The sequence below is a fragment of the Bacillus sp. B15-48 genome, from assembly GCF_016879755.1.
Lineage (GTDB): Bacteria > Bacillota > Bacilli > Bacillales > Cytobacillaceae > Mesobacillus_B.
On sequence record NZ_WOFU01000007.1, the window covers coordinates 160,601 to 187,168 of the forward strand.

The following is a 26,568-nucleotide window of genomic DNA, read 5'->3' on the forward strand; positions in this document are numbered from 1 at the left end:
TTTAAAATGTGAGTGTTACTGCTGCATCTTTGGCAAACTCCAAGAATGTGACGGCGCCGCCTACTTCTATTCCATCAACAAATACTTCCTTATCCAGACCCATCACATCCATCGTCATTTGACAGCCAATTAATTTCACACCTAGATCTTGAGCCATTGTAACCATATCTGGAATGGCTGGAACATTCGCTTTTGCAAACCCTTCGGCATAATGCTCTTTCCCTTCTGGCATTGAAAGCTGCTTGTTTGCTTCTTTATGAATCAAATTTAAACCTTCAAAAGTAAAGAAAATCACTACCTCTTGATCAGTTGCTGCCGCTGCAGTTGCAATATTAAACACCTTATATGCATCGAATAATCCACCATTACTTGCAATAATTGCTACCTTTTTACTCATGTTCATTCCTCCATTTTTCGAAAATTTTTATTTATGAAAAGTTGTCGTTTTTCCATTCCAGTCACTCATTCCTGGTACCACATTTGTTACATTTTTGAATCCATTTTCAGCTAACTTCTGAGCAGCAAAATCGCTGCGACTTCCAGTGCGACATACGACGAAAATCTCTGCTTGTTTATCTAATTCATTAAATTGCTCTTCTAATTTCCCTAAAGGAATACAAATGGCATTCGGTATATGATTAAATGCATATTCTGCTTCCTCTCGTACATCAAGGACAACGATGGATTCATTGGCATCAAGCTTTGCCTGAAGTTCTTCATTGGTTGCTACAACAGGATGCTTTTTCTCTGTTTTTATTTCATCATTCGTTGCCTTTCTTAAATAATGTTTAAGAACATTTTCATTTTCAATCGTTCCTAAATATTGATGGCCCGTACTTTCAGCCCAAGCTTTAATATCAGCCTTTGATCCTTTATCAGTAGCTTGAACTTCAATCACCTCACCAGCATTCAATTGATCCATCGCCTTTTTTGTTTTGACGATTGGCATCGGGCATGCTAAGCCTTTTGCATTTAAAATAAAATCTGTTTTTAATGTATCCATCTCAATCCTCCCTACCACACGGGGTATTTTTTGGTTTGTATTTTAATACTATTACCGCTATGGGTATAACATTAACCGAAAATAAAAAGGGTGTCAACATAAGAGCACTTTCTTTTTTAACCTTTCATGTTTGTTTTTTCTGTGTTATCTTCTTACAAGTTTATAATATACCCTAATAGGTATATCGTCAACGTATTAACACTAAAATCAAAATGAAATAGGACTAGTTTCAATACACCATTAGAATGAAAAAACACTTGTTGTGCAATACATCAAAAGTTTTATCAGAAAACGGGGCCACCGTTAATCGAGTTGGATTGCCACCTGAATGCACAGGGGTCTAATTCGGATGATACAAGTGATGGTTTATTTGGCATAAACGATCACCCCTAAAAACTTCATATTTTAGGTGAATGGTATCGGAAACCAAGTGAAAATTTTAATCGGATGACAAAAGTACCTGAAGAACTCGCACAAATGTTAATACAAAAGACAGTAATCTCCGAGGCACCAATCGAGAAACGCTATGCAATTTATTTATATTGTCGTCAGCAAGGGAATTGGCTGCAATATGCAACCGAATTTCAATCGATTATGGACGCTCCGAAACTTCATAAGTTCTGCCCGATTAAGAATGTAACATCAGAATACCCAGCAACCTTACTTTTACATGGCGATGATGATGAAGATGTACCTTATGAGGAATCCGTGGAGATGAAGAGAAAATTGGATTCAAATGGCGTTTATAATAAACTTATAACCATCCCAGGTGGAAAACACTCTTTTGATCAAAATATGGAAATTCCAATCGTTAACGATGCTTTTAAGGAGGTGATTGAGTTTCTGAAAAGGAAGTTATAAAAACAACATTTCGACTATTGAAATTGCAATGAATAAATTACCGAGTGAGTAAAAGGATAACCTTTAATTACCCTTGGGTTGAGGCAACTATAGAAAAAGTCAGAAGTTGTTTTAGTGGTCGAGTGCCCTAGTAAACTTGTGGAGAAAGTAGAAGAGGTGCTTTGGGAACATCTAGCATTGGGAGTTGCTAAAGTTGGTGAATGATTTTTTCTATGCATAATCATTAAACTCCCAATCACCCTAAGTTTTAAGAAAAAGGATAGAATTGCGCGCAGCTCATAATCTAAATATGATAATGACTTCAGGGACTTCGTAATACGCTTCTATATGAAATTAAACCAGTTCCCATTGTGGGGACTGGTTTTTGTTGTAGATTTAGTATAAACTATAAACTCCACTGCACTTATTAAAACCCTTGGTAACGGGGCAAATTAAACGAAACTGGAATAGAAATAAGTCTTGCTTGATAGGCTTTTTTTTATTAACTATTACTAATTTTCTTCTCCGCAATTAAATCTTCTAATCGTTCTTTCTGAGCGATTAAATCTTCTAGTGCTAGTTCCTGTCTTGGTGCTGGTTGTAGTGATTGCAAAGTAGTTGCCATTGGGTTATTTTGAATCAACTGGGATAATTGCCCTTGATTTTGTTCATAAATGCGATACCCTACTGCTCCAACTACAGTTCCTGATACAAACCCCATTAAGAAATCTTTATTCATAATCATATATAATTCCTCCATTCATTTTTTAAGCTAGCATTTTGCTTTTACTGGCATCATTTAAAAGTTCGATTACATTAACTCCCCATGTCACTAAGGCAACATGTAGAATATTACTAGATCCGATTGAAAGCATACTGACAATCCCAGTTATCACATCCGGATGACCTAGTTTATTTTCCCCATGTGAAAGAACGGTGTAAGCTGTTGAAATGACAGCGGCATAATCTAAAATCCCTGGTACTTTCCCCGATGTTTTATTAAGATAGGCAAGCAATAGGATAAACCCTGTTAGAATCGATCTAAAAAAATCTTTTCGAAGTTTTGGTTTAAAATTGAACATTATATAATCCAATGTATTTAATTTTGAATGTTTAAAAAATAGGTTAACAAAACGTACAATTATATTTTTCCCAATCTTTTCATGATTATATGAAATGACCATTGACTGAATGATTGGTTCAATCCGCACATCATGAATACCTTTAATAGAAGAAAACATCTGCTTAATTTGGTCAAAGTCTTTTTTCTCATTTAATGCAGGTATAATTAAGCGGAGTCGACCAGGTATGTCGTGGACAACGGTGGCGACGGATTGTTCCATTTTATTCGCTCCTCTTTAAAGAGTATTTTCATACTATTTAACACGACACCAATTGTAGCAGCATTATGAATAGCCGCACTTATAATTGGGGCGATCGTTCCAAATGCTCCTAAAATAATAGCTGCACTATTCACTGCAATCGTAATGATAAAATTTTGTTTTACTGTGTTCATTGTGCTTTTCGATAGTTTGATCACATCTGTAATGATAATTGGATTGTCTGAGGTTATGACGACATCACTCACTTCGACTGCAATATCTGTACGTTTGCCCCCCATTGTTACACCTACATCTGCATATGTTAGAGCTGGTGCATCATTGATACCGTCACCCACCATCATGACGGTATTTCCTAATGCTTTATAACTCTGTACATACTCTAATTTATGTTGAGGAAGGACTTCGGCATGATAAGCATCTAAGTGCAACTGTTGATATACATCTTTTGCGACATCTTCCTTATCCCCAGTAATCATGACAACTTCATCTATTCCCTCGTGTCGAAGTTGATTGATTGTTCTCTTCATTCCATCTCTTATCGTATCCTCTAGCACGATAACACCAGCAACTTTGCCATCTAGCGCAACATATACCGTATTACCCTTTACCGCTAACTTATCAATGAACTTCAAGCCTCTTGCTTGCACTTTTTCATCTAATAACAACTTCTTATTCCCAATCAGCACTGTTCTGTCAGCTACTTTGGCCTTTACACCATGCCCTACAATTTGTTCCATATGGTCGTGATCATGCTCTGGAAGTTCAAGCCTCCATTCCTTAGCTAATTTAACAATTGCTTCTGCTATTGGATGAGAAGAATGCTCTTCTGCTGAAGCTACATATTTCAAAATTTCTCTTTCAGTAAAGCCATTAAAAGGAATAACTTGCTTTACAACCGGTTTTCCAATCGTAATCGTTCCTGTTTTATCTAGAATAGCAGTATCAATTTTTGATAGTTTCTCTAAATATTCACCGCCTTTAATAAGGGCTCCGCCTCTCGCAGCCTTGCCAATGGAAGCCGATATTGCTGTGGCTGTTGATAGTTTTATCCCGCATACAAAATCAATGACCAGCATGTTTAATACACGGTCCCATCGTTTTGTCACTATATATATGAAACCTGCTAGTAAAAATGATAAAGGTACAAGTCGTTCCGATAATTGGTCAGCATATGATTGAATTGGCGCTTTTTTCTCTTGTGTTCCTTCAATGAGGGAAACAATTCGTGAAACGGCTGTTTGATCTCCGACATTTTCAACCTTTATGCATAAATTCCCTGATTTCACAATCGTTCCTGCATACACTTTTTGATTGAACGAAACATCTTTAGGCATGTATTCTCCTGTCATACAGGATTCATCTACATTTGCCCAACCTCTTACAACCGTGCCATCAACCGATATCTTATCCCCTTCAAATACAGCGATGTAATCCCCTTTTTGAACTTCTTTAATAGAAACTTTCTTCTCTTCTCCGTTACTGTCTACCCTCCACACATAGGAAACATCAAGTTTCATCATATCTCTAACATAATTTCTTGTTTTATTTGCTGTAATTTCAGTAATAATTTCACTTAAAGTAGACATAAATAAAATGACCAAGGCCGATCGGGGACTACCTTTAAGTATCGAGGCAAAAATGGCGGTTGTACTTAAAGTGTCTGCGTTCGGCTTTTTCGTTTGGATAAGTCCTTTTGTTCCATTTACAATCATGCCCCGAGAGGCTATTAATGCGGCAATTGCACCTGGGCGTAAAAGCTGTTTAAAACCAAGCAAGCCTTTTGCTGGAAAAACGAAATCAATGAACATTGCTGCGATACTCATCGTAAGTTCTTGTTTAAAATTCGTTTCTCTCTCTTGTTTGGACATTTCTTTCGGGTAAACGACATGGGCCAACTGCTCAGCCGAAATGGAGGGATCATGGTGAATTAAAACAGACTGCGTTTCTTTTGTATAGAGAGCTGAATAAACGCCTAGTATAGAACGGTAAAGCGCTTCTATCATCCCTGCGTGATTATTGCATTTTAACTGAAGTCGAGTTCTTCCAGGTATGCAATGTAAAATACGAGCCTTATACAACTATCTTCCCCCCTCCTTTTTAATCATCGTGTATGCCCAATAAAGCAAACTACTAGCAAATGCTGGATTTTTTGTAAAACCGGTAGCGCCTTTAAATAATAACCAAATAATAAGGATCGAATCTATATCAGCAATACCACCAGATTGTTTTTTTATGACTTGATCAACAGAGTTTACCCCGTTTTTCATTGTTTTCATCATTTTAGAATCAATGTTTGGATAATTTTCAATCGACGTATTTACAGCTAATTGCACAATTTCGTTAAATTGTTCAGGTGTCAGGTGTTGAGCATTAAATTCTAATAATAGACTCCCGGTAATACCTGATGCGGCAACATTTTTTACGATAGGAAGAGCTGAGAACTTTTCTTCTAATGCCGTTGCGATTAGATTTTCTTTCCAATGGTTACTTTGTAATCTTACGCGACCTGGCATTGCATGTAGTACTTGAACTTTTTGGTCTTTCAATTTTTTCATTATCGTCGGAGCAAAAAAAGACGCTCCTAAGCCAATTAAGGTCTGTATCATTTTCTAGTCACTTCTCTCGTAATCCTGTCATTATGTACTCGTTGAACAATCTGAATCCATGTCTCAATTTGCTCTTCGCTAACTAGAGAGGAGTTATCAAATTCGACTAAGACCGTACCCGTTTCTGATGTGTGTTTTACTGATTGAATTCGATCCTCTTCATTGAGGATCGGCAGCAACTCTTTCACGATTTTCGAGTCTCCTGCCCAATACGGACAAGCTAATCGAATTCTGCCAGGAATATAATGCATCACCTTTATTTGATAACGGGATAACATTTTTTCAATTCGCTTAAGAAAAATGACTTGCTTTACTTTTGTCAGCATATCAAACTCCTTTTATATGACCCTATTTAACTTATTTTAATTTACAAATAATTTACAAATTACTACAATTTTACAATTGTGGAACTTTAATGTAAAGAGAAAAATTGTTGCCTTTAGTATGAACGGGGTCAAAGTCCATCCCTCATCTTTTATACTCATTTCTTCACTGGCCTCCAATAACATATTCACACTTTTAGTGTATTATTAAACAAATGGTCCACAAAACTAAAAAAAGCATGTTTAAAAAATGGCTTCTTTATTGTGTTAGTCATTCTGATTGTTTAAATAAAAAGTATTACTATCACGCCGATTGAAATCTCCGTAGGAATAAAGGTAAAATAACATTAATATGTAAATTTGATAAAATTTATTCACTTTGCATTTTATTAGTACAAATAGATAATAATAGTATAATTAACTTAAATAGTTTATATTTAACTTTTATAGAGGTGGTTTTAAAATGGATTTTAATAAACGAGCGTCAGATGCAATGAAATTAGCTAGTGCAATGCAAGGTGGTTCAGTTAATGTAAAAGAAATGTCTTCTATTGCAAATACTGCAAGCAAATTTAAATCTAGTATTGTGTTGCACGCAGAAAACAAAACAATTGATGTGAAAAGTTTTCTTGGACTAAGTGTATCCTTAATGTCTGATCAAACTCATTACAAATTGGAGATTCATGGAGATGACGAAGAAGAAGCAAAAGAAGTAATGAAAAATGCTTTTAAAGACTTTGGAATTCATGTAGAACTAATTTAGTCTGTAGCTTAATTAAAATGGAAAGGAGTTCGTTCTCCTTTCCATTTTTTTGTATTTTTGAATCTATTGTGGGACTTGTTACTTTACTTCCTAACTATTAGTGAGACACACTCCACGTGCGTCGTTTGCGGGAACATGTCGACTGGCTGGACTTCGAGTGTTTGATAGCCTCCGTCTTCTAAGATACGGAGATCTCTTGCAAGGGTGGCTGGGTTACAGCTGACGTAGACGACCTTTTTTGGCTTCATCGTGATGATTGTTTCAAGCAAAGCTTCATCACAGCCTTTACGGGGTGGGTCGACAACAAGGACGTCGGCGTTGACCCCTTCTTCATCCCATTTTGGAATAACGGTCTCTGCTTTACCAACGGCGAATTCAACATTCGTTATTCGATTTAACTGTGCATTCCGCTTGGCATCTTCAATTGCTTCCGGGACAATTTCGACACCATATACTTTTCTCGCTTTTTGCGCAAGAAACAACGATATCGTTCCAATTCCACAATACGCATCAATGACGGTTTCATCTCCAGTTAGCCCAGCATACTCCAATGTTTTATCATAAAGCACCTTTGTTTGAGCAGGGTTTACTTGATAAAAGCTCAAGGCTGAAATCGCAAATTTCACGTCACCAATATAGTCGTAGATGAACTCATTGCCCCAAAGCACCTTCGTTTGTTCCCCTAAAATGACATTCGTCCGCTTCGAGTTGATATTATGAACAATCGATTTTATTTTTGGTAAATGTGCAACGATTTCCTCAATCAGTTTATTTTTCTGAGGAAAATCTTTCGTTCTCGTAATAATAACTACCATTAACTCGCCTGTTTGTTTTCCATAACGAGCCATAATGTGGCGAAGATCACCTTTGTGTGTTTCTTCGTTATAAGCTTTAACTCCTAACTCACTGCAAATTTCTTTCACCGTCTGAATCGCATCATTAACCTCAGGAAGCTGAATTACGCTTTCGTTTGTGTTAACGATCTCATGGGTCCGTGGCTTAAAAAATCCTGAAATCAGCTTTCCATCTTTTTCTCCTACAGGAACTTGGGCTTTATTACGATACTCCCACGGATGCTCCATGCCAAGCACTGGATGTACGATAATATCATTAAGCTTTCCAATTCTCGTTAACACCTGTCGTACTTGGTTTTCCTTAAACTTCAGCTGACCTTCATAATTAAGATGTTGAAGTTGACAGCCACCGTATTTATGACGATCCTCTTTTGCAATATCCACCCGAAAATGACTCCGCTCTAAAAGCTGCATTAAGCGGGCAACACCGTAGCCTTTGTTCACTTTCACTATTTTAATTTCCGCCTTTTCGCCGGGCAAAGCACCCTGGACAAAAATTGGATAGCCATCTAGTTTTGCCACACCTGCTCCATCATGGGTTAAGTCTTCAAACTCAATCTCTATACACTCGTTCTTTTTTATCGGCACTGTTTTACTCAAAATAAATCTTCCTTTACAAAGAATTCACTAGCCAGATTTTATCATAATGAAAGTCGGATTGCGAAACCACATCCACCTTTAATTATCTATTGCCGTTTCTTGTTTTCTCATCCGATATAGAAACACTTTAATCATAAAATAACTCACTTCATCAGGCAGCAATTCTTTAATTGGTTTTAACCGGTCACGTCCAGCCTCTGAAACCGCCTTTTCTAAATCAGGGAGAAGCTGCTCCGGGAGAAGCAAGGAGGAATCTAGCTCCATTCCGTTTTGAAGGCATTGAAGCAAGTGATTCTCAATTGTACTAACAGCTAGATCACGCTTAGCCGCAATTTCTGTAACCGATAACCGCTTTTGATGCAGCTCATATGTTTCCAAGTGAGAATCATTTACCCCTTTTTTCTTTCGTTTAGTTGGTGCAGCTTCTGATGTAACGATTCTTTCCCTGTCCGGATGAGTTTTACAAAATGTAACGATGGCTTCAATAAACTGTTCCCCATATTTTTCAAGCTTATGCTGGCCAACTCCACTAACCTTTAAAAATTCCTCGACTGATTGTGGCAGCCGCGCACACATGTCCTTTAAACTAGCATCAGAAAAGATCATAAAGGGAGCAACATTTTCCGTTTCAGCAACTGACTTTCTCAGGTGGCGTAGCTCCTCAAATAATGGATCTTCATTGGAAACTTGTTTAATTTGAACGGCTTCTTTACGAAACACTTGTTGCTTTCCAGTTAAAACATCTTTTCCAGCTTGGGCGACATAAATGGTCGGGTAGGAACCATGTTCAACGCCAATTAAGTTCGCAGAGATTAAATAATCAATCAATTCGGTCACTTGCTTCGCACTATGATCTTTCATAATTCCGTACGTTGAAAGTTGATTAAAACCAAGCTCTAGCACTTTTTTGTTTCGTGATCCGGTTAAAACAGCTGAAGTGAGGGCCTTGCCAAATTTCTGTCCCATTCGAATGATACAGCTTAATACCATTTGTGCTTCCTTAGTAATATTAATGGTTGCGCGCGTATCTGTGCAATTCCCACAACGGCCGCATGGAGCCACTTCAATCTCACCAAAATATTCAATGATATGTGCTTGAAGGCAATTTTCAGTATGACAATAGTCAACCATTTGCTGAAGCTTCTCCAACTCCTGCGGCACTCGCTCCTGTTCAGCAGATTGATCAATTAAAAACCGCTGAATTTGGACATCTTGAGGAGAATAAAGTAAGACACATTCACTTGGCAGACCATCCCTGCCGGCACGACCTGCTTCTTGGTAATAACTTTCCATATTTTTCGGCATTTGAAAATGGACAACGTATCGTATATTCGATTTATCAATGCCCATCCCAAATGCTGAAGTTGCAACCATTACATCTGCTCGGTCCATTAGAAAACGTTCTTGCTCCTTTGCTCTGTCAGAATCACTCATTCCGGCGTGATAGCGGGCAGCATCAACCCCACCTTTATGCAGCCACTCGTAAAGCTGGTCGACGGTCTTTCTCGTTGCAGCATAAATAATCCCGGCCTCTTTGTGATTGTTTTTGACATAGCCTTTTAAGAAGTCTTGACGGTCCTGCCCTTTAATCACAGAAAAGGATAAATTTTTCCGCTCAAAGCCAGTAAGAATTGAATTTGTTTCATTAATATGAAGGGACTTACAAATATCCTCTCTAACGTTTGGTGTCGCAGTCGCTGTCAATGCGAGCACAATCGGACGGTGAGGAAGCTGATTGACCAATCGGGCTATTTGTAAATAACTTGGGCGAAAATCATGTCCCCACTGCGAAATACAATGTGCTTCATCTACAGCTATAAGTGGAATTTCGATGTGATTTAGCATTTCCTGAAAATCGTACGAATCAAGCCGTTCGGGAGCAACGTACAAAAGCTTGTACCTACCATGAATTGCTTCTTCCATTGTTTTTGCTGCCTCTTGTGGACTAAGCGAACTATTAATATAGGCAGCCTTAATTCCTAATTGAATCAATGTATCCACTTGATCTTTCATAAGTGAGATTAAAGGGGAAATCACAATCGTCGTCCCTGGTAAAAGCAGAGCTGGTATTTGATAAACAATCGACTTTCCACCACCAGTTGGCATAACACAGACGGTATTATTTCCTTTGAGTACAGATGAGATTGCTTGTTCCTGACCAGTGCGAAACGATGAATAACCGAAGTGAGTTTGCAGGAGTTCAAGGGCTTTTTCTAGCATAAATGTGTAGCTCCTTTCTTCATTTGAAGAGTATGAGAGGGGAATAGTGTATCGTTTTATTTTAACATGTTTAACCTTAAGAGTTTACTAACCTCTTAAAGAAGAATCGAGCAAAAACCACTAGTCCTACTGTCTGATAACATATGCTTTAGTTTACGCGCTTTTAAGTGTTGGCATTAAGATCCGTTATGCCTTCTTGTTGCTTTTATTCCTAGTACTAGCATTAAGCACGTTAAATCTTGCGAATCTTTATTCCGAGTACTAGGATAAACTGCAGAAAACATGCAGATTTATCCCGAGTAATGGGATAAAATGGAATTTTTGCCGTTTTTTAATGCGAGTACTAGCAATAAACATTGAAAAATAATGCTAGTACTCGTCATAAGAGGGTTAATTTAACGAAAATAATCTTAGTACTTGGAAAACCGTTGTTTTGACCACATGTAACAGTATTATTTTAAAAATATATTCCTACTACTTGCAATAAAAAGGCGATTACTAGCATTATCTCTTAAAAAAATCATTATTATCCAAGTACTAGTGATAACAAAGGTCTGTTTTCCCTCATGTCTTATGAATCAATTTCTTCTCTCTTTAATATGATTCGTTGTTTCCAATTGCTTTAACGGTCTTTCTCACTTCCTCAAGATTTCGCCTCTTGTTTTCCCAGCATTTTTCACTCAAATCAACAGGGTATTCTTCCGGATTTAGCGATCTTTGGTACTCATCCCATAATAGATCTAGCGAATCTTTCGAGTACTCCCTAACTTCATTCAACTCTGGAAGCTCATATACAAGCTGCCCCTCGACAAAGATATCGTGATGGAGCTCCCTCGCTTCGAAATTAGTTACAAACTTACTAATATACGTATGAATAGGATGGAACATTTTTAAACGTTCCTCCTTTTGCGGATCTTCTTCTTCAAGAGTAATATAGTCGCCTTCTGACCGACCATTCGTTTCATTAATAATTCGATAAACTTTTTTCAATCCTGGAGTTGTCACTTTTTCTGGATTTGAAGAGATTTTAATCGTATCATTCATTTTTCCATGGTCATCTTCAATTGAAACAATCTTATAAACAGCTCCAAGCGCTGGCTGGTCAAAAGCAGTGATTAATTTTGTTCCGATTCCCCAAACATCAATTTTGGCATCTTGAGCTTTCAAGTTCATCACCGTATATTCATCAAGATCACTTGAGGCCACTACCTTTGCATTTGGAAATCCAGCTTCATCTAACATCCTTCTTGCTTCCTTAGACAAGTAGGCAAGGTCTCCACTATCTAAACGGACACCTATAAAGTTTATTTTATCGCCAAACTCTTTTGCTACACGGATGGCATTCGGAATTCCCGAACGAATCGTATCATATGTATCAACTAAAAAGACACAGTCCTTATGTGTTTCTGCATATTTACGAAATGCAGTATACTCATCACGATAAGCTTGAACCATTGAATGCGCATGAGTACCAGATATAGGAATTCCAAATAACTTCCCAGCTCTCACATTACTTGTAGCATCAAAGCCAGCGATATATGTGGCACGAGCGCCCCAAATCGCTGCATCAAGCTCTTGCGCACGGCGAGAGCCGAATTCCAATGCAGAACCATTAGGAATGACATGTTTGATTCTTGATGCTTTCGTGGCGATTAACGTTTGATAATTAACAATATTCAAAAGCACAGTTTCAATCAGTTGTGCTTCAGCGAGAGGGGCATCAACCATCATTAACGGTTCACTAGCAAACACGATTTCTCCCTCTTTTACAGAACGAATTTTCCCTGTAAACCTAAGGTTTGTTAAATATTCAAGGAAATCCTCTTGATATCCTTCTGTTCGTAAATACTCGATATCGCCTTCAGTGAATTTGAGGTTCTTCATAATTTCGACGATTCGTTCTAGTCCCGCAAAAACTGCATAGCCGTTTCCAAAAGGCAATTTTCGAAAAAACAATTCAAATACCGCTCGACGATTATGGACTCCGTCACGCCAATATGTCTCCACCATATTTATTTGGTAAAGATCTGTATGAATCATAAAACTATCATCTTTATATTTATAAGCCATTACAAAATACCTCCGAATACATATCTATCAGTCCCATCGTTAGATGACTGTAGCACCTATCACCTTTTTAAAATGCTCAAGCGCCCATTCGTGACCAGTCTGATTAAAGGATGCACATGCATCCTGATAAACGACAATATGAAACCCCCGATTATACGCGTCCACTGCCGTATGAAGGACACATATGTCAGTACAAACGCCAACTAAATGGACCTCGGTAATTCCTCGCTCACGAAGCTTTATCTCCAAATCTGTTCCTGCAAAAGCGGAATATCGCGTTTTATCCATAAAATAAACGAAATTACGGTCCGAATAATTGTTATACAATTTTTCTAAACTTCCGAATAATTTTCGCCCCTTTGTACCGCGGATATTATGCGGCGGATAAAGACTCGTTTCAGGATGAAAATCATCCCCTTCATTATGGACATCAATTGCAAAAACAACAAAATCTTTTCTGGCGAGAAACTCTTCAGTTAAGCTGACAATTTTCCCTTCAATTCTTTGTCCGGGCTCTCCACATGTTAGCGCACCATCATTGGCAACAAAATCAAATGTATAGTCAATATTGATTAATGCTTTCTTCATGATTCCCCCACTCCCAATTCCCTGCTATTTTTACGATTTTTCCTTATCTTACTCTTTATTATGTATATTTCAAGAGAGACAGGCAAATTTTCTACCTCAAAATTTAGAAAAGCCGTTCCATTTTGGAACGGCTAATCGCTAATTATTCTCCCTTTGATGAATTAATATAATCTGGTCGGTCTTCTTCACGTAGTTGAGCAAACGGAACATATACTTCAACATGGCGATACAGATTTTCAAACTCGGCAGGTAAATCTCCGCCGTATTCACCATCGAGATTTAACTGAACTTTGTCCTCCGACATTACTCTTATTCGATTTGCCTTCGTATAGATCACTTTCGGATCATGGATATGTTCTCCCCGAATCGCTAACGTGGCAATTCGAATAAAGTCAGCAAGGTTTGTTTTCTTTAAGATGAGCAATGAAAACATACCGTCATTTATTGAAGCGTTTGGAGCAAGCTTTTCGAATCCCCCTACTGAATTCGTTAATCCAACGAGAAACAGCATCACATCGCCTTCATATAACTTCCCATCATATTCAATCGTCACTTCTGTTGGCCGAAACGATGGCAACATTTCAATTCCTTTTAAGTAATATGCAAGTTGACCAAGCATCGTTTTTAATTTGATAGGAACATCATACGTTAGTTCAGTTATTTGGCCTCCGCCAGCAATATTTATAAAGTATTTTTCATTCATTCGTCCGACATCGACCGGAATTGTTTCACCAGCTAAAATAATATCAACCGCCGCCTCGATATCACGTGGGATTCTAAGCGCCCTTGCAAAATCATTCGTCGTCCCTGTTGGAATAATCCCAATTTTCGGACGATATTCCTGTGCAGCAATTCCATTAACGACTTCACTAATTGTCCCATCTCCGCCAGCAGCAATCAAAAGATCGTATTGCCTTTCTACTGCAATCTTCGCTGCATACGTCGCATCTCCCTCACCAGTTGTTGCATGACAGGAAGCCTCATAGCCGGCACCCTCTAGTTTCATTAAGACATCCGGCAAATGCTTCTTAAAAACTTCACGCCCTGATGTAGGATTATAAATAATTCTCGCCCTTTTCATACCCATCATCCTAAAGTAATGATTTGTCTTTCTATTCTTTCCTTCTTTCCGTCTCTCTTCATCATATCGTAAAAGCGAACAAGTTAGCAATTTACAAGTCACCCGCTGGTAAAAAAAACCTTATCTTTCTTCACTGAATAAACTTCACCATTAATCAAACGTTTGATTAATTTCCCCTTGATAAAACAGCGTTACTCAGTCTTCTTCTCCAAGTAATTGGAGATTTTAGAAGAAAAAACGGCAGAAGTTTCTACCGTTTTTTCTAATGGATTTTTATGATTTTAATAATCTTAAGCCATTCAGGATAACCAAGATCGTGCTGCCCTCGTGGCCAAGCACACCAAGCGGCAAATCAAGAACTTGCATAAAGTTGGACGCAATTAATACCATGATGACACTAATCGAAAAAACGACGTTTTGTTTAATGATCCGATTCATTTTCCGGGATAGTTTAACCGCCTCGGCAATTCTTGGTAAATCATTTTTCATTAATACAACATCTGCCGTTTCTAATGCGACATCCGTTCCTTCCCCCATCGCAAAGCCGACAGAAGCTGTTGCTAATGCAGGTGCATCATTAATCCCATCGCCAACCATTGCAACGGTCCCAAACTGTTCTTTTAACTTCTTCATTTCATCTACTTTTGTTTCCGGGAGACATTCAGCATAATAGGTATCAATGCTGCTTTCCGCAGCAATAGCTTTTGCTGTTTTATCACTATCACCAGTGAGCATGATTGTATGAATTCCTTGTGCTTTCAATTCGTTGATTGCCTTAATTGTTTCTTCACGAACAATATCCTTCAGTGCTAACACGGCAGCAATCCCTTTTTCATCTTTTGCAAAAACAACCGTTTTCCCTTGTTCTGCTAAACGTAAAGCAATCCCATTTTGGAATTTTCCAGCTGCTTCTCGGCCGACAAAATCTGCTTTACCAACTTTCCACTCGATATCATTGATGCTAGCTTGAACACCAAACCCTGCAATGTCCTCCATATTCTCAGGTTTAATCAGGCCCTTTCCATCAGGAGAAACAAAACGAACAATTGCTGATGCAAGTGGATGGTTTGAATACTTTTCAATTGAGGCGACATGACTCAAAAGATCATCCCTGTTTAGATCCTCCCGGACATGAACATCTGTCACTTCTGGTTTACCTTTCGTTAATGTTCCTGTTTTATCAAAAGCAATCGCCTTTAAATTCCCAAGGTTTTCGAGATGAATCCCGCCCTTGAAGAGGATTCCATGACGTGCTCCATTGGAAATCGCCGATAATGTTGCCGGCATAATAGAGGCAACTAGCGCACAAGGAGAGGCAACAACGAGCAAGATCATGGCCCGATAAAACGTCTCAGTCCACGTCCAGCCAAGCGCATAATGAGGAATAACCATCATCAGGGCAACAATAATTAAAACTGTTTTGACATATTTTCCTTCAAAACGCTCAATAAATTGCTGTGAAGGTGATTTTTCGCTTTGTGCTGTTTGAACAAGATTAATGATTTTCTGAAAAAGCGTCTCACTCGTCGGCTTCGTTATTTCAACCGTAATACTTCCTCTTAAATTTACGGTACCAGCGAATATCTCGTCATTTAAAGATTTACTTACCGGAATGGATTCCCCAGTAATCGCGGCTTCATCTAGGTTTGTTTGTCCTTCAATGATTTTTCCATCTGCAGGGACCCGCTCACCTGGTTTAATTAAAATTAAATCACCGACCATCAGTTGAGAAACAGGAACAATTTCTTCGATTCCTTTTGTTACACGCAACGCTTCCTCCGGCTGAAGATCCATTAATGCTGATATTTCTTTATGACTTTTATTCATCGTATATGTTTCAAGCGCGCCACTAAGTGCAAAGATAAAAATTAAAATAGCTCCTTCTGCCCAATAACCGATGATAGCTGCTCCAATTGCTGCTAATATCATCAGGATTTCAACATTTAATTCTTTTTTGGCAATCGTATCTTCGATGCCCTCTTTTGCCTTTGCAAATCCTCCAATAATATAAGCTGTAATATATACAATAACCGCCGCTGTTGCTCGTTCATTGTTCATTAAAAACCAGCCAAGCGCAATTAACACTCCACTAAATAAAGCTGCAATCAATTCAAAATGTGGGGTTATTTTATCAATTTTAGTTACTTTCATCTTTTCAGGCTGATTGATCGATTTTGTCTCAGCTAACATGATTATCCCTCCTCAGATTCATTCTCAAAATATATATTCTCATTTGCAATTCGATTAATTGAAAATGAAAATCATTTGTTTTCTACTTTAATTTAGTAATAAAAGTTCAAAATCTTGTATTATCATAGTATCATAATCTATTGGGAAAATAAATAATAATAATTTTAATTTTGTAATGATTATTGTTAATAATTCTCATTCTCAATTAGATTGATAAATATATACTTATCGTTAGTTAATCATATTTGTGTGTTTATCATATGTATGGGGATAGGAGATTGACGTTATTTAGAAGTTTTTTTAGTAATGGATTTTTTACCAGTTGTTCATGCTGTCGAATCCCCCCCATTTTTCCGTTTCCCGGGAAATTTTTTGTCGAGGAAAAGCGAAAGTAAGGTGTTTTTGAAATTTATTTGCACACAAAAAAGGTTGGGATCAAAAGAAAATCCCAACCTTTTTGTTTTAATAGAAATATGCTCTTTGTAATATTAGTTAAACAAACAAAATAACATTCAATTTATCACTTGAAACGGAAACTCAAGTGAAAATTACCGGCTTTTTTTATCTTCTATTCAATTCTTCTACAAGAAGCTTATTAACGAGAGGTGGATTAGCTTGTCCTTTCGTTGCTTTCATAATTTGACCAACAAAGAAGCCTTTTGACTTTTCATTTCCACCTTGATAATCAGCTAATGGTTTTGGATTAGCATCGATAATTTCATTGATGATTTTAGTCAATGCTCCTTCATCAGAAATCTGCACGAGGCCTTTTTCTTTTACGATTTCCTCGGCATCTCCACCGTTTTCAACCAACTCTTTAAAGACGGTCTTGGCAATTTTGGAAGAAATCGTCCCATTAGCGATCAGTTTAATCATCCCAGCCAAACCTTCAGGTGTTAACGAAATGTCATGAAGTTCTTTTCCCTCTGCATTCAAGTAACCAGAGACATCCCCCATCACCCAGTTTGAGGCCTGCTTCGCATCAGCTCCTGCCGTTACTACTGCTTCAAAGAAATCGGACATTTCCTTTGTCATCGTAAGGACGTTTGCATCATATGCAGGCAGTCCAAGCTCTTCGATATACCGTTTTTTACGAGCATCTGGCAATTCAGGGATTTCTGCACGAATTCTTGCTTTCCATTCTTCGTCAATAAATAAATCAGGAAGATCTGGCTCTGGGAAATAACGATAATCCTCTGAACCCTCTTTCACACGCATTAACAGAGTCGCACCGGTAGCTTCATCAAAACGACGTGTTTCCTGCTGGATTTCCCCACCTGCCTGAAGGACTTCCGCTTGACGCTCCACCTCATACTCTAATCCTTTACGGACGAAGTTAAAGGAATTGAGATTTTTCAACTCCGTTTTCGTGCCAAACTCTTTCTGGCCAACAGGACGAAGGGAAATGTTTGCATCACATCGTAAAGAACCTTCTTCCATCTTACAATCCGAAACACCCGTATATTGGACAATTGACTTTAACTTTTCTAAAAAAGCATATGCTTCCTCAGGAGAGCGAATATCCGGCTCGGAAACAATTTCAACAAGCGGTGTTCCTTGACGATTGTAATCAACTAAGGAATATCCTCTTCCATGTGTTAATTTCCCGGCATCTTCTTCCATATGGATTCTCGTAATCCCAATTTTCTTCTTTTCGCCATTAACTTCAATTTCCACCCAGCCGTGCTCGCCAATTGGTTTATCAAATTGAGAAATCTGATATGCCTTAGGGTTATCAGGATAAAAATAATTCTTTCGATCAAATTTTGTTTCTGACGCTACTTCACAATTTAATGCAATACACGCTTTTATTGCATAATCGACGGCTGTTTTGTTAACAACTGGCAGAACCCCAGGGTAACCAAGGTCAATGACGGTTGTATTTGCATTCGGTTCAGCACCAAAGTGGTTTGGGCTGCTTGAAAATATCTTTGATTCTGTTTTTAATTCAACATGGACTTCAAGTCCAATGACCGTTTCAAATTCCATTGTTTCTCACCCCTTACAATTGTGGTTTCTGTTTATGGAACTCTGTTGCCTGTTCGAAGGCGTGCGCGACTCGATAGACAGAGCTTTCATCAAAATGGTTACCAATAATCTGCAAACCTAATGGCAGTCCCTTTTCGAATCCACAAGGAACCGAAATTCCAGGTACGCCTGCTAAGTTTACTGGAATCGTTAAAATGTCATTGACGTACATCGTCATAGGGTCAGCCAAGTTTTCACCAATCTTAAACGCTGGTGTAGGTGTAGTTGGTCCAATGATGACATCATAATTTTTGAAAACATCATCAAAATCCTTCTTGATAAGTGTACGGACCTTTTGTGCTTTTTTATAATAAGCATCATAATAACCAGAACTTAAAGCAAATGTTCCTAGCATTATCCGGCGTTTAACCTCTTCCCCAAAACCTTCCGCACGGGTTTTTTTGTACATATCCATTAGATTTTCAGCATCTGGTGTACGGTAACCGTAGCGAACACCATCAAACCGGGATAGATTTGCTGATGCTTCAGAAGAAGAAAGTAAATAATATGTAGCCAAAGCATACTTCGAATGTGGCAACGAGACTTCTTCCCATACTGCCCCTTGTTTCTCAAGTACCTTTAAGGCTTCAAAAACAGATTTTTTTACTTCTTCACTCACACCTTCACCTATGTATTCCTTTGGAACAGCAATTCTCATTCCTTTAATATCTCCAGTTAAGGCATTTACATAGTTCGGTATATTTATATTTGCAGAAGTTGAATCCATTGCATCGTAACCCGCGATTGTTTGTAAAAGGAAGGCATTATCTTCAACCGTCCTTGTAACTGGCCCAATTTGATCAAGCGAAGATGCGAATGCCACTAAGCCATAACGGGAAACGAGGCCGTATGTCGGTTTCATACCAACCACGCCACAGAAAGAGGCAGGCTGACGGATTGATCCTCCTGTATCAGAACCAAGTGAAAATAACACTTCTCCTGCAGCCACAGATGCAGCTGAACCACCTGATGATCCTCCTGGTACTGCATCTAAATTCCAAGGATTTTTTGTATCTTTATATCCTGAATTCTCCGTTGATGAACCCATCGCAAACTCGTCCATATTTAATTTTCCGATTGTAACCGTCCTTGCATTATGCAATTTCTCCATTACAGTCGCATCATAAATAGGATTAAAGTTTTCAAGAATTTTACTAGCGCAGGATGTCCTTAAATCTTTTGTAACGATATTATCTTTAATACCGATTGGCATGCCGAAAAGCATCGCTTTTTCGTCTGCTTGCCCTACTTTTTCATCTAATTCTTTCGCTTTCGCACGTGCCCGTTCTTCATCTAACGTTAAGAAAGCTTGGACCTTGTCCTCCACTTCATTGATTCGTTTAAACGATGTATCAACTAAGTCAGAGACCGTTATTTCTTTTTTATGTAAAAGCTCTTGAAGGTCTGAAACTTTATGATCGAATAAGCTCATAACTCCTCCTCCTTACTCAATAATCGGTGGTACTTTGATTTGTCTGTCCTGATGATCAGGAGCATTTTTCAACACTTGGTCAATCTCTAGTCCTGGCTTCGCAACATCTTCACGCATGACATTCTTTATTTCGAGGACATGTGAAGTTGGCTCGATATTTTCAGTATCTAGTTCATTTAACTGTTCTGCATACGTAATAATTTTATCCAGTTGCTGAGTAAACTTATTGACTTCTTCCTCAGTAATTGCCAGCCTTGCCAAATGGGCAACATGTTTAACTTGTTCTGCCGATATTCTTGACATAAAAAGCCACCTCCTTGAAAAATACACAACATAGGCAATAATATTGATAATAGCAAACTTTCTCACTCTAAAGCAATATACTCAGCAAGATAAAACGATTTTATCAAGTTCGATTGGTTAAAATAATAACAATTGGTGAACACAGGGGAGTGCTCTTCTGTTTTAAATAAAAAACTCTCGGCCTCTTAATAAAAAAATGACCGAGAATAATTTGGGTGATCACCTTTTACGAAAGAGCGTCTTTACAAACGAGCCGAAACCTTTTCCCCCTGTTGACGTTTTAATCGGGAAATTTTTTTTCGCTTTCGCAAGTGTAATGTCCTCCTTATCAATCGCATAATCATAAGCTAAGACGAGTCCATATTCTGAGTCATGCTCCTTATTCGTAACAATCTTATAACCAACCGACTTCTCTTCCGCAAGTTGAATGTATTTTGATAAAGCAGGGTAATTCATATTTCCGTTTAAATAAAGTTTCGCTTCTTTGTTTTCCTCCAAGATTCGTTTGAATTCTAGTTCAATTGTATCCTGTCTAACTTGCGCCTTCGTAAGTGCTACAACAACCCTTTCTCTTAATGATCCTAAAAAGCGTCGCCTTTCATCTGGCTTAATTTCCTTAGCTCCATGAATTCCTTGTTGTAAATATTCCTCAATATTTTCCTTCACCATTTAGTCACCCCCAATAAACCTTCTTTTAACAATGATTACATGCCAAAATTAAATATACTCTCACAGTATTTGCTTCTCTTTAACATCCTATGTTATTCACCCTATAATCCTACCTATATTTAACCACAAATAACAAATAACACACCTAATAATGCAAAAAAAACCTTCTCTCAGGACGAGAGAAGGTTCAAATAGGAGATTTATAAGGTAAAAAAATTACAACCAGTAAAAAATGAATAACAAAACAAGCTTCAAACGAAATAACCTTAACAAATAATACTCAATTTATTTTGAAGTTGTGAACTGCTCTTCTTCCGTTGACCCTTTAAGTGCAGTCGTTGATGATGTACCACCAGTGATTGTGAGTGCAACTTGATCAAAATATCCAGTTCCGACTTCACGCTGATGTCTTGTAGCCGTATAACCGTGTTTTTCGCTATCAAACTCAGCTTCCTGAAGTTTTGAGTATGCAGCCATACCATGGTCTTTGTAACCACGAGCTAGTTCGAACATACCGTGATTTAGTGCGTGGAAACCAGCAAGTGTTACGAACTGGAACTTATAACCCATTTTCCCAAGTTCTCTTTGGAACTTCTCAATTGTCTCGTCATCTAATTTCTTCTTCCAGTTAAATGAAGGTGAACAGTTATAAGCAAGAAGCTTCCCAGGGAATTTTTCATGAATCGCCTCAGCAAAGCGACGTGCTTCTTCAAGATTAGGTTCAGAAGTTTCACACCAAATCATATCTGCATATGGAGCATATGCTAACCCGCGGGAAATCGCTTGATCAAGACCTGCGTTTGTCCGGAAGAATCCTTCTGGAGTACGCTCCCCAGTGATGAATGGTTCATCGTACGGATCCACATCACTCGTAATTAAATCAGCCGCATTGGCATCTGTACGAGCAACAACTAGTGTCGGAGTTCCCATGACATCAGCAGCAAGTCTTGCTGCAATTAGGTTTCGTACAGCTGTTTGAGTTGGAAGCAATACTTTTCCGCCAAGATGCCCACATTTCTTTTCAGAAGAAAGCTGGTCTTCAAAATGAACCCCTGCGGCTCCTGCTTCAATCATGCCCTTCATTAATTCAAACACGTTTAACTGTCCGCCAAACCCTGCTTCTGCATCGGCAACGATTGGAGCAAACCAGTCAATCGAATCGTCCCCTTCTGAATGGGTGATTTGGTCTGCGCGTTGCAGCGCCTGATTAATTCGTTTTACAACAGATGGAACGCTGTTTGCTGGATACAAGCTTTGGTCAGGGTACATTTGACCCGAAAGGTTCGCGTCGGCAGCCACTTGCCAACCACTTAAGTAAATTGCCTTTAGTCCTGCTCTAACTTGTTGAACAGCCTGGTTTCCAGTTAACGCTCCTAAGGCGTTAATAAAGTCTTCTTTATTGACAAGTTTCCATAGCTTTTCTGCACCCCGGCGTGCGAGTGTATATTCAATGTCAATAGAGCCACGTAGTTTGATGACTTCTTCTGCTGTATAAGGTCTTTCAATTCCCTTCCAACGCGAATCCATTTCCCAGTTTTCTTGTAATTGCTTTACTCTTGCATCTGTCATTTAAATTCCTCCTAACAATATATAAGTCTAGTAAAATTTTCAAAAGCAAATCCCCTTGATGAGAAGATACTTTTATAGCTTGCACCGGTTGTTGTAATACAGTTGACTAAGTTGATAATTGTATTATATAACAGAGAGAATATATTGCAACTGTTTTTACTAAATTTTTTGAATATTTTTTCGACAATAATTTGCTCACAGGAAAAAAATACATACGATATGACTAGACTTGATGTTTAACATCTACGAAAATATATCCTTGAACTCTCACGATGAAGTAAATCAATTTAAAAAGCGATGTACAAATCAATAAAAACGTGCAGGAATCCTGCACGTTTTTTCTATTGATTATTTGTTTCCTTCACTTACTTTTCTAATTCAATTAATAAATCGCCTGGTTCGATTGAAGCTCCATTTTGGACGACAATTTCCTTTACAATACCTGTGAACGGGGCTTGAATCGTCGTTTCCATTTTCATGGCTTCTGTAATGATTAAATGATCCCCTTGGGTAACTTTCTCCCCTTTTTCAACAAGAACTTTTATAACCGTTCCTGGCATCGTTGCTGCTAAATGACTTTCATTTTTCTGATCTGCTTTTATTTTCGCAGCAACGGTTGATTTGATGCTTTCATCCTTAATAATCACTTCACGCTGCTGACCATTTAGTTCAAAATAAACAACTCGGTTCCCATCTGCCTGAGGCTCACCAACTGAAATGAGCTTAACAATCAACGTTTTCCCTGTTTCAATTTCAACCTCGATTTCTTCCCCTAGTTTCATTCCATATAAGAATGTAGGTGTATCAAGCATAGAAATATCCCCAAATTGCTCATACGTTCTAATATAGTCAAGGAAGACTTTTGGATATAAAGCATAAGCAACGACTTCATGTGAAGTAACTTGACGACCAAGATCTTTATAAAGTTCATCACGAAGCGCTGTGAAATCCACATCCTCCATCAATTCACCTGGACGAACAGTGATTGGTTCTTTTCCTTTTAAAATCACTTTTTGCAACTCTTCTGGGAAGCCTCCAGATGGTTGACCTAGATAACCTTCAAACATTTCAATTACTGAATCAGGGAAATCAATTTTATCTCCTTTTTCAAGGACATCTTCCTCTGATAAATCATTTTGCACCATAAATAAAGCCATATCGCCAACCACTTTGGATGATGGTGTCACTTTAACAATATCGCCGAACATTAAATTCACACGACGATACATATCTTTTACTTCTTCCCAGCGCTCGCCAAGGCCTACCGCTTTCGCTTGTTGTTGAAGATTGCTATACTGACCTCCAGGCATTTCATGCTTATATATTTCTGTGTGTGGTGCGTTCATTCCGCTTTCAAAGTCTTGATAGTATTTCCGTACACCTTCCCAATACTTCGATACTTCTTCGAACGACTCTATTTCCACAGATGGTTCCCTTTCAGTCCCTTTAAGAGCATAACAAAGAGTATTTGCACTTGGCTGCGAGGTTAAACCAGACATGGCACTGACAGCGACATCAACGATATCAACGCCAGCCTCAATGGCCTTTGCGTAGGTGTAGACTCCATTGCCACTTGTATCATGGGTATGAAGGTGGATCGGAATTGAAACAGTGTCCTTCAATTCTGAAATCAAGCGATAAGCTGCTTCCGGTTTTAACAACCCAGCCATATCCTTAATACCTAGAAGATGTGCACCTTGATTTTCTAATTCTTTTGCCATGTCTTTATAATACTGAATATTATATTTAGTACGAATCGGGTCATCGATATCTCCTGTATAACAAATCGATGCTTCCGCAACCTTTCCTGTTTGTCGTACAGCATCAATGGCTACTTCCATTCCTTGTATCCAGTTTAAACTGTCAAAGATGCGGAATACATCGATCCCAGCATCGGCAGATTTGTTTACAAATTCGCGAATGACATTATCAGGGTAGTTTTTATATCCTACTGCATTGGAGGCGCGCAGCAGCATTTGGAATAACACATTAGGAACTTGTTCTCTTAAAGTGATAAGTCTCTTCCATGGATCTTCCTTTAAGAATCGATAGGATACATCAAAAGTAGCTCCGCCCCACATTTCAAGTGAAAAAAGGTTAGGTAACAGCTTGGCCGTTGGTTCAGCTATTTGTGATAAATCATTCGTTCGTACCCGAGTAGCCAGCAAAGACTGATGGGCATCACGGAAGGTCGTGTCCGTTAATAATACTTCTTTTCTGGATTTTACCCACTCTGACAAACCAACTGCGCCTACTTCTTCCAAAATTTGTTTCGTACCAGACGGGACACATTCAATTGAATCAACATTAGGAATGTACAGCGGGTCAAATGTCGTTTTTGGCTTATTGCCTATTCCCGGAAAACCGTTGATTGTCACGTTTCCAATATAATTTAGCATTTTTGTTCCGCGATCTTTTCTTACTGGGAAGATAAATAACCCCGGCGTATTGTCAATAAAGGATGTATCATAATCACCATTAATAAAGTTCTCATGTTGCATGACATTTTCTAAGAAGTGAATATTCGTTTTTATTCCGCGAATACGGAATTCCTTTAAGTTTCGCAGCATCTTAGACGCCGCTTGCTCAAATGTCAACGCATGTGTCGACACTTTTACGAGTAGGGAATCGTAAAACGGGGTGATGACAGAACCTTGGTATGCATTTCCTGCATCCAATCTCACGCCAAAACCACCACCAGATCGGTATACTGATATTTTTCCTGTATCCGGCATAAAATCATTAAGCGGATCTTCAGTTGTTACACGTGATTGAATGGCATAGCCATGAACATAAATATCTTCCTGCTTCGGAAGCCCAACTTTTTCTTCATGTAAAGAATAACCTTCGGCAATTAATATTTGGGACTGAACAATATCGACACCTGTGACCATCTCTGTAATCGTATGCTCAACTTGCACACGCGGGTTCACTTCAATAAAGAAAAATTCACCGCCAGATACGAGAAACTCTACTGTACCTGCGTTTAAGTAATCGACGTTTTTCATTAATTTGACTGCTGCTTCACATATTGCTTCACGTAATTCGGTCGAAAGGGATACACTAGGTGCAACTTCAACTACTTTTTGATGACGACGTTGAACAGAGCAATCGCGCTCATATAAATGAATGATATTTCCTTGGTGGTCACCAAGTATTTGAACTTCAATATGTTTTGGATTTTGAACTAACTTTTCAACATATACTTCATCGTTTCCGAAAGCAGCTTTTGCTTCTGACTTTGCACGGTCATAGGCTTCCTTTATCTCTTCCATTCGATTGACAATTCGCATTCCGCGGCCTCCGCCACCGAGTGAAGCTTTGATGATGATTGGAAAACCATGTTGTTCACCAAAGGATACGACCTCGTCCAAATTTGATACTGGACCGTCTGTACCAGGAATAACAGGAATATCAGCCAGCATCGCTTGTGTTCTCGCCTTTACTTTATCGCCAAACATATCGAGATGTACCGATTTAGGGCCGATGAAAATAATTCCTTCTTCTTCACATCTTTTCGCAAACTCAATATTTTCTGACAGGAAACCATAACCCGGATGAATCGCATCGACATCTGCCTGTTTAGCGACGCGGATAATATCTTCAATATCAAGATAGGCATCGATTGGCTTTTTTCCTTCACCAACGCGATAAGCTTCATCTGCCTTATACCGGTGGAGAGATCCAGAATCTTCCTGAGAATAAATCGCTACCGTGCGAATGTGCAACTCTGTACAAGCCCTGAAAACACGAATAGCAATTTCACCTCTATTTGCGACTAACACTTTGTTTATTCGATTTATTGAGTTACTCATCTTATCCCGCCTTCCAAAATAATTGGTATCAATCTATCGTTATGTCGTTAGTATGACATAGATTGTCACTTAAAATAATCGTAACATTGTTATGGTTGTGTTGACCTTTTAAAGATAATTACTCCTATTATATTTTACAGAGGTCAACCATTCAATATATTATTAACTTTCAGATTAGTGATTGAGCTGTTTTCTTCTTAAAGTTTTCATTTTTTCCTATTAAAACAACCATTTTTATTCTCAATACGAGAATGATTAAACCAGATTCAAT

21 protein-coding genes are annotated in these 26,568 nt (G+C 38.4%); 2 read left to right on the top strand and 19 right to left on the bottom strand.

Going from position 1 to position 26,568, the window contains the following annotated elements; all coding sequences use genetic code 11:
* Position 1: 1 nt before the first annotated feature.
* On the bottom strand, positions 2 to 397 hold the full coding sequence (locus GNT69_RS19950) for a DsrE/DsrF/DrsH-like family protein (RefSeq protein ID WP_203556749.1): 396 nt from the start codon (positions 395 to 397) through the stop codon (positions 2 to 4).
* A 27-nt stretch (positions 398 to 424) separates the two neighbouring features.
* Positions 425 to 1,003, bottom strand: coding sequence for a sulfurtransferase TusA family protein (locus GNT69_RS19955; protein WP_203556750.1), 579 nt, complete (start codon positions 1,001 to 1,003; stop codon positions 425 to 427).
* Positions 1,004 to 1,450: 447 nt separating this feature from the next.
* Here GNT69_RS19955 and GNT69_RS19960 point away from each other — a divergent pair, with 447 nt between their 5' ends.
* The gene (locus GNT69_RS19960; RefSeq protein ID WP_203556751.1) at positions 1,451 to 1,864 is read left to right on the top strand and encodes an alpha/beta hydrolase family protein; all 414 of its coding nucleotides are present in this window, start codon (positions 1,451 to 1,453) and stop codon (positions 1,862 to 1,864) included.
* 481 nt (positions 1,865 to 2,345) lie between these two features.
* Here GNT69_RS19960 and GNT69_RS19965 read toward each other — a convergent pair whose 3' ends face one another.
* The 5 genes from GNT69_RS19965 to GNT69_RS19985 are packed head-to-tail and all read right to left on the bottom strand — an operon-like array spanning position 2,346 to position 6,118.
* Entirely contained in the window at positions 2,346 to 2,588 is a 243-nt protein-coding gene (locus GNT69_RS19965) for a hypothetical protein (RefSeq protein ID WP_239094360.1), read from the bottom strand.
* 22 nt (positions 2,589 to 2,610) lie between these two features.
* Positions 2,611 to 3,186: an HMA2 domain-containing protein gene (locus GNT69_RS19970; protein ID WP_203556752.1), complete on the bottom strand. Its 576-nt coding sequence runs from the start codon at positions 3,184 to 3,186 to the stop codon at positions 2,611 to 2,613.
* Positions 3,132 to 5,264 carry a heavy metal translocating P-type ATPase gene (locus GNT69_RS19975; protein ID WP_239094361.1) on the bottom strand — a complete coding sequence of 711 codons (2,133 nt, stop codon included), beginning with the start codon at positions 5,262 to 5,264 and terminating at the stop codon, positions 3,132 to 3,134. Before GNT69_RS19975 ends, GNT69_RS19970 begins: the two co-directional genes overlap by 55 nt.
* Positions 5,265 to 5,792, bottom strand: coding sequence for an HMA2 domain-containing protein (locus tag GNT69_RS19980; protein WP_203556753.1), 528 nt, complete (start codon positions 5,790 to 5,792; stop codon positions 5,265 to 5,267).
* The gene (locus GNT69_RS19985; protein ID WP_203556754.1) at positions 5,789 to 6,118 is read right to left on the bottom strand and encodes an HMA2 domain-containing protein; all 330 of its coding nucleotides are present in this window, start codon (positions 6,116 to 6,118) and stop codon (positions 5,789 to 5,791) included. The genes GNT69_RS19980 and GNT69_RS19985 overlap by 4 nt, the downstream gene beginning before the upstream one ends.
* Positions 6,119 to 6,578: 460 nt before the next feature.
* Between GNT69_RS19985 and GNT69_RS19990 the strand changes: the two genes are divergently transcribed.
* Complete coding sequence (locus tag GNT69_RS19990; RefSeq protein ID WP_481747693.1) at positions 6,579 to 6,878, top strand: HPr family phosphocarrier protein; 300 nt, start codon at positions 6,579 to 6,581, stop codon at positions 6,876 to 6,878.
* Positions 6,879 to 6,961: 83 nt separating this feature from the next.
* On the opposite strand, the gene rlmD is transcribed toward GNT69_RS19990, so the two are convergent.
* From rlmD to pyc, 12 genes are all read right to left on the bottom strand, one after another.
* Positions 6,962 to 8,332 carry a 23S rRNA (uracil(1939)-C(5))-methyltransferase RlmD gene (rlmD, locus tag GNT69_RS19995; RefSeq protein ID WP_203556755.1) on the bottom strand — a complete coding sequence of 457 codons (1,371 nt, stop codon included), beginning with the start codon at positions 8,330 to 8,332 and terminating at the stop codon, positions 6,962 to 6,964.
* Between the two features lie 78 nt (positions 8,333 to 8,410).
* Positions 8,411 to 10,552 carry a DNA helicase RecQ gene (gene recQ / locus GNT69_RS20000; RefSeq protein ID WP_203556756.1) on the bottom strand — a complete coding sequence of 714 codons (2,142 nt, stop codon included), beginning with the start codon at positions 10,550 to 10,552 and terminating at the stop codon, positions 8,411 to 8,413.
* A gap of 594 nt (positions 10,553 to 11,146) precedes the next feature.
* Positions 11,147 to 12,622: a nicotinate phosphoribosyltransferase gene (locus tag GNT69_RS20005; protein WP_203556757.1), complete on the bottom strand. Its 1,476-nt coding sequence runs from the start codon at positions 12,620 to 12,622 to the stop codon at positions 11,147 to 11,149.
* A gap of 39 nt (positions 12,623 to 12,661) precedes the next feature.
* Positions 12,662 to 13,210 carry a cysteine hydrolase family protein gene (locus tag GNT69_RS20010; RefSeq protein ID WP_203556758.1) on the bottom strand — a complete coding sequence of 183 codons (549 nt, stop codon included), beginning with the start codon at positions 13,208 to 13,210 and terminating at the stop codon, positions 12,662 to 12,664.
* 142 nt (positions 13,211 to 13,352) lie between these two features.
* Positions 13,353 to 14,291, bottom strand: a complete 939-nt coding sequence (locus tag GNT69_RS20015) for a diacylglycerol kinase (protein ID WP_203556759.1) — start codon at positions 14,289 to 14,291, stop codon at positions 13,353 to 13,355.
* 273 nt (positions 14,292 to 14,564) lie between these two features.
* Positions 14,565 to 16,481, bottom strand: a complete 1,917-nt coding sequence (locus tag GNT69_RS20020) for a heavy metal translocating P-type ATPase (protein WP_203556760.1) — start codon at positions 16,479 to 16,481, stop codon at positions 14,565 to 14,567.
* 561 nt (positions 16,482 to 17,042) lie between these two features.
* A complete protein-coding gene (gene gatB / locus GNT69_RS20025; RefSeq protein ID WP_203556761.1) occupies positions 17,043 to 18,470 on the bottom strand; it encodes an Asp-tRNA(Asn)/Glu-tRNA(Gln) amidotransferase subunit GatB in 1,428 nt (475 codons plus the stop codon).
* A gap of 13 nt (positions 18,471 to 18,483) precedes the next feature.
* On the bottom strand, positions 18,484 to 19,941 hold the full coding sequence (gene gatA / locus GNT69_RS20030) for an Asp-tRNA(Asn)/Glu-tRNA(Gln) amidotransferase subunit GatA (RefSeq protein WP_203556762.1): 1,458 nt from the start codon (positions 19,939 to 19,941) through the stop codon (positions 18,484 to 18,486).
* A gap of 12 nt (positions 19,942 to 19,953) precedes the next feature.
* Complete coding sequence (gene gatC, locus GNT69_RS20035; protein WP_203556763.1) at positions 19,954 to 20,244, bottom strand: Asp-tRNA(Asn)/Glu-tRNA(Gln) amidotransferase subunit GatC; 291 nt, start codon at positions 20,242 to 20,244, stop codon at positions 19,954 to 19,956.
* A gap of 219 nt (positions 20,245 to 20,463) precedes the next feature.
* Positions 20,464 to 20,913, bottom strand: coding sequence for a YueI family protein (locus GNT69_RS20040; RefSeq protein WP_203556764.1), 450 nt, complete (start codon positions 20,911 to 20,913; stop codon positions 20,464 to 20,466).
* Between the two features lie 285 nt (positions 20,914 to 21,198).
* Positions 21,199 to 22,482 carry an isocitrate lyase gene (gene aceA, locus GNT69_RS20045; RefSeq protein WP_203556765.1) on the bottom strand — a complete coding sequence of 428 codons (1,284 nt, stop codon included), beginning with the start codon at positions 22,480 to 22,482 and terminating at the stop codon, positions 21,199 to 21,201.
* A 365-nt stretch (positions 22,483 to 22,847) separates the two neighbouring features.
* Entirely contained in the window at positions 22,848 to 26,297 is a 3,450-nt protein-coding gene (gene pyc, locus GNT69_RS20050) for a pyruvate carboxylase (RefSeq protein WP_203556766.1), read from the bottom strand.
* Between the last annotated feature and the right edge of the window lie 271 nt (positions 26,298 to 26,568).

Bases quoted from the DNA above. Each gene is read 5' to 3' on its own strand.
- GNT69_RS19950 (WP_203556749.1), bottom strand. From the start codon at position 397: ATGAGTAAAAAGGTAGCAATTATTGCAAGTAATGGTGGATTATTCGAT.
- GNT69_RS19955 (WP_203556750.1), bottom strand. From the start codon at position 1,003: ATGGATACATTAAAAACAGATTTTATTTTAAATGCAAAAGGCTTAGCA.
- GNT69_RS19960 (WP_203556751.1), top strand. From the start codon at position 1,451: ATGACAAAAGTACCTGAAGAACTCGCACAAATGTTAATACAAAAGACA.
- GNT69_RS19965 (WP_239094360.1), bottom strand. From the start codon at position 2,588: ATGATTATGAATAAAGATTTCTTAATGGGGTTTGTATCAGGAACTGTA.
- GNT69_RS19970 (WP_203556752.1), bottom strand. From the start codon at position 3,186: ATGGAACAATCCGTCGCCACCGTTGTCCACGACATACCTGGTCGACTC.
- GNT69_RS19980 (WP_203556753.1), bottom strand. From the start codon at position 5,792: ATGATACAGACCTTAATTGGCTTAGGAGCGTCTTTTTTTGCTCCGACG.
- GNT69_RS19985 (WP_203556754.1), bottom strand. From the start codon at position 6,118: ATGCTGACAAAAGTAAAGCAAGTCATTTTTCTTAAGCGAATTGAAAAA.
- GNT69_RS19990 (WP_481747693.1), top strand. From the start codon at position 6,579: ATGGATTTTAATAAACGAGCGTCAGATGCAATGAAATTAGCTAGTGCA.
- recQ (WP_203556756.1), bottom strand. From the start codon at position 10,552: ATGCTAGAAAAAGCCCTTGAACTCCTGCAAACTCACTTCGGTTATTCA.
- GNT69_RS20005 (WP_203556757.1), bottom strand. From the start codon at position 12,622: ATGGCTTATAAATATAAAGATGATAGTTTTATGATTCATACAGATCTT.
- GNT69_RS20010 (WP_203556758.1), bottom strand. From the start codon at position 13,210: ATGAAGAAAGCATTAATCAATATTGACTATACATTTGATTTTGTTGCC.
- GNT69_RS20015 (WP_203556759.1), bottom strand. From the start codon at position 14,291: ATGAAAAGGGCGAGAATTATTTATAATCCTACATCAGGGCGTGAAGTT.
- GNT69_RS20020 (WP_203556760.1), bottom strand. From the start codon at position 16,481: ATGTTAGCTGAGACAAAATCGATCAATCAGCCTGAAAAGATGAAAGTA.
- gatB (WP_203556761.1), bottom strand. From the start codon at position 18,470: ATGGAATTTGAAACGGTCATTGGACTTGAAGTCCATGTTGAATTAAAA.
- gatA (WP_203556762.1), bottom strand. From the start codon at position 19,941: ATGAGCTTATTCGATCATAAAGTTTCAGACCTTCAAGAGCTTTTACAT.
- gatC (WP_203556763.1), bottom strand. From the start codon at position 20,244: ATGTCAAGAATATCGGCAGAACAAGTTAAACATGTTGCCCATTTGGCA.
- GNT69_RS20040 (WP_203556764.1), bottom strand. From the start codon at position 20,913: ATGGTGAAGGAAAATATTGAGGAATATTTACAACAAGGAATTCATGGA.
- aceA (WP_203556765.1), bottom strand. From the start codon at position 22,482: ATGACAGATGCAAGAGTAAAGCAATTACAAGAAAACTGGGAAATGGAT.
- pyc (WP_203556766.1), bottom strand. From the start codon at position 26,297: ATGAGTAACTCAATAAATCGAATAAACAAAGTGTTAGTCGCAAATAGA.